Origin of the sequence: Oceanobacillus caeni (assembly GCF_042678465.1) — a bacterium.
Lineage (GTDB): Bacteria > Bacillota > Bacilli > Bacillales > Amphibacillaceae > Oceanobacillus > Oceanobacillus caeni.
Genome location: NZ_JBHTKV010000034.1, coordinates 20,178 through 27,946 on the forward strand (window position 1 = coordinate 20,178; position 7,769 = coordinate 27,946).

The 7,769-nt window shown below is 35.1% G+C and carries 7 protein-coding genes and 1 rRNA gene; 3 read left to right on the plus strand and 5 right to left on the minus strand.

The features are described 5' to 3' along the window. The first annotated feature begins 3 nt into the window (after positions 1 to 3). A complete protein-coding gene (locus ACFQ18_RS16225; RefSeq protein WP_204798675.1) occupies positions 4 to 1,881 on the plus strand; it encodes a PTS fructose transporter subunit IIABC in 1,878 nt (625 codons plus the stop codon). Positions 1,882 to 2,069: 188 nt separating this feature from the next. Here the strand turns inward: ACFQ18_RS16225 and ACFQ18_RS16230 are convergent, their stop codons facing one another. The 3 genes from ACFQ18_RS16230 to pdxR all read right to left on the minus strand — a co-directional run bounded on the left by ACFQ18_RS16230 (position 2,070) and on the right by pdxR (position 4,953). After that, positions 2,070 to 2,906: a DUF6612 family protein gene (locus tag ACFQ18_RS16230; protein WP_204798674.1), complete on the minus strand. Its 837-nt coding sequence runs from the start codon at positions 2,904 to 2,906 to the stop codon at positions 2,070 to 2,072. Positions 2,907 to 3,038: 132 nt separating this feature from the next. Next, positions 3,039 to 3,251, minus strand: coding sequence for a hypothetical protein (locus tag ACFQ18_RS16235; RefSeq protein ID WP_128723430.1), 213 nt, complete (start codon positions 3,249 to 3,251; stop codon positions 3,039 to 3,041). 295 nt (positions 3,252 to 3,546) lie between these two features. Beyond that, on the minus strand, positions 3,547 to 4,953 hold the full coding sequence (gene pdxR, locus ACFQ18_RS16240) for a MocR-like pyridoxine biosynthesis transcription factor PdxR (protein ID WP_204798673.1): 1,407 nt from the start codon (positions 4,951 to 4,953) through the stop codon (positions 3,547 to 3,549). A gap of 117 nt (positions 4,954 to 5,070) precedes the next feature. Here pdxR and pdxS point away from each other — a divergent pair, with 117 nt between their 5' ends. Then, positions 5,071 to 5,958: a pyridoxal 5'-phosphate synthase lyase subunit PdxS gene (pdxS, locus tag ACFQ18_RS16245; protein ID WP_047185734.1), complete on the plus strand. Its 888-nt coding sequence runs from the start codon at positions 5,071 to 5,073 to the stop codon at positions 5,956 to 5,958. A gap of 38 nt (positions 5,959 to 5,996) precedes the next feature. Continuing rightward, positions 5,997 to 6,593 (plus strand): pyridoxal 5'-phosphate synthase glutaminase subunit PdxT, encoded by a 597-nt coding sequence (gene pdxT / locus ACFQ18_RS16250; protein ID WP_060668455.1) that lies wholly within the window; start codon positions 5,997 to 5,999, stop codon positions 6,591 to 6,593. Between the two features lie 374 nt (positions 6,594 to 6,967). Here pdxT and ACFQ18_RS16255 read toward each other — a convergent pair whose 3' ends face one another. Beyond that, positions 6,968 to 7,168, minus strand: coding sequence for a DUF2187 family protein (locus ACFQ18_RS16255; RefSeq protein WP_204798672.1), 201 nt, complete (start codon positions 7,166 to 7,168; stop codon positions 6,968 to 6,970). Positions 7,169 to 7,437: 269 nt separating this feature from the next. Beyond that, positions 7,438 to 7,552 (minus strand): 5S ribosomal RNA (gene rrf, locus ACFQ18_RS16260). Between the last annotated feature and the right edge of the window lie 217 nt (positions 7,553 to 7,769).

The following is a 7,769-nucleotide window of genomic DNA, read 5'->3' on the forward strand; positions in this document are numbered from 1 at the left end:
GTCATGAAAATAACCGATTTACTTAGAAAAGACATCATGCTCCTTGACCTTCAAGCAACTGAGAAAGAAGCTGTCATTGATGAGATGATTGAAAGTCTAGATAAACATGGTGTCATCACAGATGTAACTGAGTTCAAAGAAGCTATTTTAAAGCGAGAAGCACAAACATCAACAGGACTTGGTGATGGTATTGCCATGCCACATGCTAAAAACAAAGCAGTGGAAAAACCAACTGTTTTATTCGCAAAAAGTAACAAAGGTGTCAATTATGAATCACTTGACGGACAACCTGCTTACCTCTTCTTCATGATTGCTGTACCAGAGGGAGCAAATAACACTCATTTAGAAACATTAGCCGCTTTATCTCGTCAATTAATTGATAAGGAATTTGTCGACAGTTTAAAAAACGCCAAAACTCCAGAAGAAATCCATGCTTTATTTGATGAGGAGCAAGAAGAAGTAGAACAAGAAGAACGTGCGGATGAAGAAAAGGAAACAAATGGAACGAAACCATTTGTAGTCGCAATTACCGCTTGTCCCACAGGAATAGCCCATACGTATATGGCAGAGGATGCTTTAAAGAAAAAAGCAAAAGAAATGAATGTCGATATTCGGGTGGAAACCCAAGGGTCAGACGGAGCTAAAAATTCACTATCCAAGGATGAAATTGAACGTGCCAATGCTGTTATAATTGCAGCAAGTAAAAAAGTCGACCTTGAACGTTTTAACGGAAAACATCTCATTCAACGCCCTGTTTCAGATGGAATTAATAAAACAGAGGAGTTAATTACGAAGGCAGTCAATAAAGATGCCCCTGTTTACCAAGGTAATAACGGTGAGAAACAAACAGATAATAACGAAGAAAAATCAAATTCGGTATGGGGTGGCATTTATAAAGACATTATGAATGGAATCTCCCATATGCTTCCATTTGTTGTCGGTGGTGGTATTTTAATTGCTATCTCCTTCCTAGTGGAAAGTTTTGTTGGAAGTGAGAGTACGATTTTTACTTTCTTAAACGATCTCGGTGGAAATGCATTTGATTTCCTAATACCGATTTTTGCTGGATTTATTGCCCTAAGTATTGCTGATCGTCCGGGACTTATGCCCGGTATGGTTGGTGGTTTAATTGCCGTTAATAGTAACGCGGGCTTTCTTGGTGGTTTAGTTGCCGGTTTCTTGGCTGGTTATGTTGTTGTTTGGCTTAAGAAAGTATTTCATCGTCTACCGAAGTCAGTAGAAGGCCTAAAACCAATCCTTATTTATCCAGTGTTAGGTCTATTCGTAACAGGATTACTAATGTACTTTATTTTCGGTCCTATTTTTGCAACCATTAATACGGCTATGGTAACATTCTTAGAAAACCTAGGTACTGGAAATGCTGTTATTTTAGGAGCAATTCTAGGTGCTATGATGGCAATTGATATGGGAGGACCATTTAATAAAGCCGCTTATGCCTTTTCTATCGGTATTTTCACAGATACTGGTGATGGAAGTTTAATGGCTGCAATTATGGCCGGTGGGATGATTCCACCACTAGCTATCGCTTTAGCTACTACATTATTTAAAAACAAATTTACAGAATCAGAGAAAAAATCTGGTCTTACTAACTATATAATGGGGCTTTCCTTTGTTACAGAAGGGGCTATTCCATTTGCTGCGGCAGACCCATTACGTGTAATAGGTTCCTCTGTTCTTGGTGCTGCAATTGCCGGAGGTCTAACACAATTCTTTAGTACTGCTATCCCAGCACCTCATGGTGGAATATTTGTTATTCCACTAGCAGAAAAACCACTTCTTTTCTTGCTTTCTTTAGCAATCGGTATGATTATATCAGCAGTTGTATTAGGAGTTTGGAGAAAACCTGTAAAGGAAAAGTAATGAAAATATGAGATAAACCGGATATGGTTTATCTCTATTTTTATTCGAATAACCCCCTAAGAAGCGAAATAACGAACGTAAAAACATTTGAAAGCTATTCGACTGTGGAAATTACAGATAATGGTCATGTTCGTGTCTTTCCTTAAAATTTAAAAGTCAACCATTCGCCAAAATGGTTGACTTTTTTTCTACTCAAATTCCGATACTTCTTTTGCCGATTCTTTTACTTCTTTAGGAATTTCAATATGTTCAATTGTATTTATATTACGATAAACAGTATTCACATTCTGTTTAATATTCATTTCTTCTCCTTCAACAGTCATTTTCATATCCATATCTACATGATACTTCTCAATTTGATAGGAGTCCTTATTAATCGATATTTCTACTTCTAAATCATTAATCTCTGTATTTTCAAGAACTTCTGTTATTTCTTCACCCATTTGAGAAGTGAGTTCCTCTGGTATAATCTCTTTGAGCAAATCTTCTGTTAAATTTTTTACTTCATCTTGATTAGGGGAGAATTGGAATATATAGGCCTCATCGGTTTCTTCATATTTTAGATTATCTACATAATCTTTAAACATGTTTAACTGGTCTGATGTGTCCATTTGTTCTGTATTAATGAAATCCATAGGAATTGTAGAATCATCCATTTTTAACCATTCTTCCGTTATGGAGTCATAACTGTAAATTTCGTTATCAACGAAATATAATTCTTGCTCCATTTCCATCGGCTCATCCATTTCTTCTCCCATCGAAATAGAAGTTGTTCCCTTTTGATGCATGGCGAGTGGTTCAGTAATAATAGCTCCTGACATTTGACTTTCCATTACCATGGCATCTTCTTCCTGAGGCACACTCATCTCCTGTTTCATCTCTATATCTACTTCTGCACTGTTCATTTCTTCTGCGGCTTCTAAAGCTTTGTTATAAATCTCATTTACTTCCTTATCTCCACTACTACAGGCTGCAAGCCCCAAAAAGGCAAACGTAAGTAAAAGTAGTGTAATGCTCTTTTTCATTTTGCAATCCCCCATTTGATCATGATACCTTTTCATACGAAAGTATATATATAAAGGTTTCAATTATTTTCTAGTTATAATTGTGAATTAATGAGCATTTGAATACATAAAGCTCTATTGTATAGAGCTAGGTTATTTAAGCACCTTCAATTGAATGAAACTTTCCCCTTCTTTAATCAGTTCGCTAATGGTCATTCTTCTTTTACTTACTTCCTTTTCAATTATGCCTAATTCAGTTCTCATCTTTTTAATTTTAATCCCTTTCTCGATATTTTTACTTATGTAGATATAGAAGGCGCCCAATAAATGTTTTGGTATACTTGAATAGAATTCATTTCTTTCCACTCTTCTTCCCCCTAAGCTATTCTTTTTTATAGCATCAAACATTAGAAAACTTGGCATTTTACTATAGCTACTTAAAATGAAATTTTCTAACAACAACTGCTATTCCCAAAAGCAGAAAGTTTTAAACCTCCTAATCGAAAAAATTTGATGAAACCTCTCATTTTTTTCGGAAGGATTTTTTAACTATTATAACTACAAATCTTTTTCCACTACATTTTTACTCAAATTTTACCGAACGAATTCCTTGGCAGTTTCAGTAAAAACGAATACATCATTAAATGAATAATTGCTCGAACTATTTGCCCATCTCTAATCCCCAACTATTAAATAATAAATGAATGGCCTTCTCCAATTCGCCCTCGGGAATACCAGCAAACCCTAAAATAATCATCGGTGGATTTTTATCCCACTTTTCAAGAAAATAATAGGACAATGGATAGATAGTAATCTTTGATTCCCTTGCTCTTTCTACTAGCTCTTCCTCTCTCATCCCATTTTTTATAACTAGTACAATATGAAGGCCGGATTGTTCTCCAATCACTTGTATTTCTTTAAAAGGTTTTATTAACTCTAACGTTTTATCTAATTTTCTACGGTAAATTTTCCTCATTCGATTTAAATGTCTTTCAAAGTCGCCCTCTTTCATAAACTCTGTTAAGATATGCTGATCAATTCTGGAAACAGTACATTGATAAAAAGACAATTCTTCCTTATATCTCTTCCATAACTTTTTCGGTAAAACCATATAACTAATTCGCAAAGATGGAATAAGTGACTTGGAAAACGATCCAAGATAAATTACTTTTCCTGCTTGGTCCATACTTTGCAAAGAAGGAATAGCCTTACCACTATACCGAAACTCACTATCATAATCATCTTCAATGATATATCGATTCTCCGATTCTCTAGCCCATTTTAATAATTGCATCCTTCGATTGACGGAAAGAACAGAGCCATAGGGAAAGTGATGAGAAGGTGTAACGTAAACGATATCAATATTTGTATCTTCTATTTGCTTTACTTTAATTCCATCCCCATCCACTCGTAAAGGATATACTTCTTTTTCATTGTTCTTCAGCAATTTTGAGATGATGTGATATCCAGGATCCTCTACTCCATAAATGGTGTCCCTCTTAAATAAAAGAATCAATTGCTGTAGTAAAATCTCACTTCCTGCACCAATGATGACTTGTTCAGGTGTACATTGAACTCCTCTAGCATGATATAAATATTGTGCGATTTCCTGTCGCAGTTCCAATTCCCCTTGCATATCTCCTAATAAAAGTAAAGAATGATAGTTCTCATCAATCATATTTTTTGCATATTTTCTCCATTTTTTAAAGGGAAAATTTTCCGTGTCAATCCAACTTGGGTGAAAATGATACGTTAATCTTTCCTCCTCTACTTCCTTTTCACCCACTTTTATTTCATTTTGCTGAACATATTCTAATTCTTCATATGCTAATACAAAATAACCTTTTCTCGGAATACTTTCGACATAACCTTCTGCTAGTAATTGATCATAAGCCGTCTCAACCGTATTTTGACTGATTCTAAGAAACTCAGATAATTTCCTTTTAGATGGAAGCTTAGCCCCGTATTCTATTCTTCCTTCAATGATTTCGTTTTTTATAAAATTATATAATTGTTCATATAATGGTACTTTACTTGATCGGTTTAAATGACAAGATAACATCTCCATTTTTATACTCCTTTTCAATTGACCCCTTCAATTAATTAAAAACTGACACTTCCAATAGTATCACATTTATTTTTATAATGTAATATATATTTTGAAAAGAGAATGGAGTTGGATTAATTGGAAAAATTATTAGGAACTGAGGAAGTAAAACGTGGAATGGCTCAAATGCAAAAAGGTGGCGTCATCATGGACGTTGTAAACGCGGAACAAGCAAAAATTGCGGAAGCATCTGGTGCAGTTGCAGTTATGGCTTTAGAAAGAGTGCCATCTGATATTCGTAAAGCTGGTGGCGTTGCTAGAATGGCTGACCCAAGAATTATGGAAGAAGTCATGAATGCCGTATCTATTCCGGTAATGGCAAAAGCACGGATCGGACATATTACTGAAGCCAGAGTGTTAGAGGCTATGGGTGTTGATTACATAGATGAAAGTGAAGTTTTAACTCCTGCAGATGAGGAATTCCATTTATTGAAGAGTGATTTTACCGTTCCATTTGTCTGCGGATGCCGTGATTTAGGTGAAGCAGCACGTCGTATCGGTGAAGGTGCATCTATGCTTCGTACAAAGGGAGAACCAGGAACAGGAAATATTGTTGAAGCTGTTCGTCACATGCGTAAAGTAAATGCCCAAGTACGTAAGGTAGTCAGAATGAATGATGACGAATTAATGACAGAAGCGAAAAATCTTGGTGCACCATATGAGATATTAAAACAAATTAAAGAAGCAGGAAAATTACCCGTCGTTAACTTTGCAGCAGGTGGCGTCGCAACCCCAGCAGATGCAGCATTAATGATGGAACTTGGAGCTGACGGTGTATTCGTTGGATCAGGTATTTTCAAATCAGAGAGTCCTGAGAAATTTGCCAATGCTATCGTTCAAGCAACAACATACTATACGGATTATGATTTAATTGGTAAATTATCTAAGGAATTAGGATCTGCAATGAAAGGAATAGAAATATCTAAACTAGGAAACGAAGATAGAATGCAAGAGCGTGGATGGTAAACAGAAAAGTGAAACTGTTATAGTTTTGTTAGCAGGATGTGACTAAATTAACAATTGGTGTTCTTGGGCTTCAAGGAGCAATTGAAGAACACGTTAAACATATTCATGATTTAGGATTACAAAGTCTTATTGTAAAGAAACCCGAACAACTAAAAGATGTGAATGGACTAATTCTTCCAGGTGGGGAAAGCACAACGATGAGAAAACTTATTGATCGTTATGGATTTTTTGAACCTCTTAAGGAGTTCTCAAATAAGGGAATACCTATATTTGGAACTTGTGCCGGTATGGTTCTTATAGCAAAGGAAATTATCGATTCTAATACGAGTCATTTAAACTTAATGGATATTAGTGTGAAGCGTAACGCATTTGGTAGACAGGTCGATAGTTTTGTAACTGCGCTAGATGTAAGGGGTTTAAACGATCCATTTAACGCCATTTTCATTCGTGCTCCTTATATCGAATCGGCGGGAAAGAATGTGGAAATCTTGGCTACATATGACGGGAAAATTGTTGCTGCAAAACAAGATCATATTCTAGTTAGTTCCTTTCACCCAGAACTTACCGATGATAACCGATTTCTGGAATTATTTGTAGAGATGGTAAAAGAACCAAAAGTGGAAATGGTAAATTAAATAACCTACGAATACCCTGGTAGTTCTGATCGTGGAGAAACACATGAAATAACATACTTCTATAGAACATATTCAAAAAATAATCGGCATGAGATCAAGTTTTTAAAATTGATTTCATGCGGTTTTTCATTTTAAAAGTGGTTTGTTTTATCCCGAATTCTTTTAATATCTAATATTTAATTGTTTAAATAATTAACTATATCGAGTGACGAATCCCTAAACAAAGAGGAAAACCTAAATCCGAACACTTTGATATTCAACGAAAAAAGCATACCAATCACTTTTGGATTTGATATGCTTTTAACTTGTTAATTTATTTTTTATCCACCAAAGATAAACTAATTAGCCTTTTACATCCTGTGTTATATTCTCTATTACTTAACACGTTTATAGTTCTTATGATTCACTACTGTTTTGATTGGCTCCCCAGTTTCTTGATGTTTTCCAGTTTGAATGATAACAGAGTTTTCTCTTACTAGAAGTACTTTACCTTTTTTTCCTTTTTGTTCACCTTTAACTACTTTTATCGTATCGCCTTCACTTGCTTTCTTTACCTCTTTTTCTTCCGTTGCCATTTCGTTTCCTCCTTTATAGAAAGGCTCCTCTTATTCTTGTACAAATTGTAAAAATCATTCATATTTGAGCCTGATATCATTTAGAAGCAATTGCAGTCTTTTGACCTATTTAAATTTAGCATATTTTTAATAGAATCTCATTTATTTTGTATTGGTTTATTATCTTTTAGGAAAATTAGGTTTGTCAGAATAGCCTTTTGCAAAACTTTATACTTTCACGAAATACAAAAAAGGCAAGATATGCATACCTTGCCTTTTTTGTATTTATTGCCTGGCGGCGTCCTACTCTCGCAGGGGGTAACCCCAACTACCATCGGCGCTGGAAAGCTTAACTTCTGTGTTCGGTATGGGAACAGGTGTGACCTTTCCGCCATCGCTACCAGACAACTTTTATTTAATTAGGTTATCTCTGATAAAATCAGCAACAATCATTATTATAATTGTTCTTCCAATTTTAGTCAAGATTAATAAGGAATTTTATACCTTAAAAACTAAATAAGAGTAAATTATAACATCAAAAGAAGTTAGTTAAGTCCTCGATCGATTAGTATTTGTCAGCTCCACGTGTCGCCACGCTTCCACCTCAAACCTATTAACCTCA

Coding starts and splice junctions, on each gene's coding strand:
- ACFQ18_RS16225 (WP_204798675.1), top strand. CDS start 4: ATGAAAATAACCGATTTACTTAGAAAAGACATCATGCTCCTTGACCTT.
- ACFQ18_RS16230 (WP_204798674.1), bottom strand. CDS start 2,906: ATGAAAAAGAGCATTACACTACTTTTACTTACGTTTGCCTTTTTGGGG.
- pdxR (WP_204798673.1), bottom strand. CDS start 4,953: ATGGAGATGTTATCTTGTCATTTAAACCGATCAAGTAAAGTACCATTA.
- ACFQ18_RS16255 (WP_204798672.1), bottom strand. CDS start 7,168: ATGGCAACGGAAGAAAAAGAGGTAAAGAAAGCAAGTGAAGGCGATACG.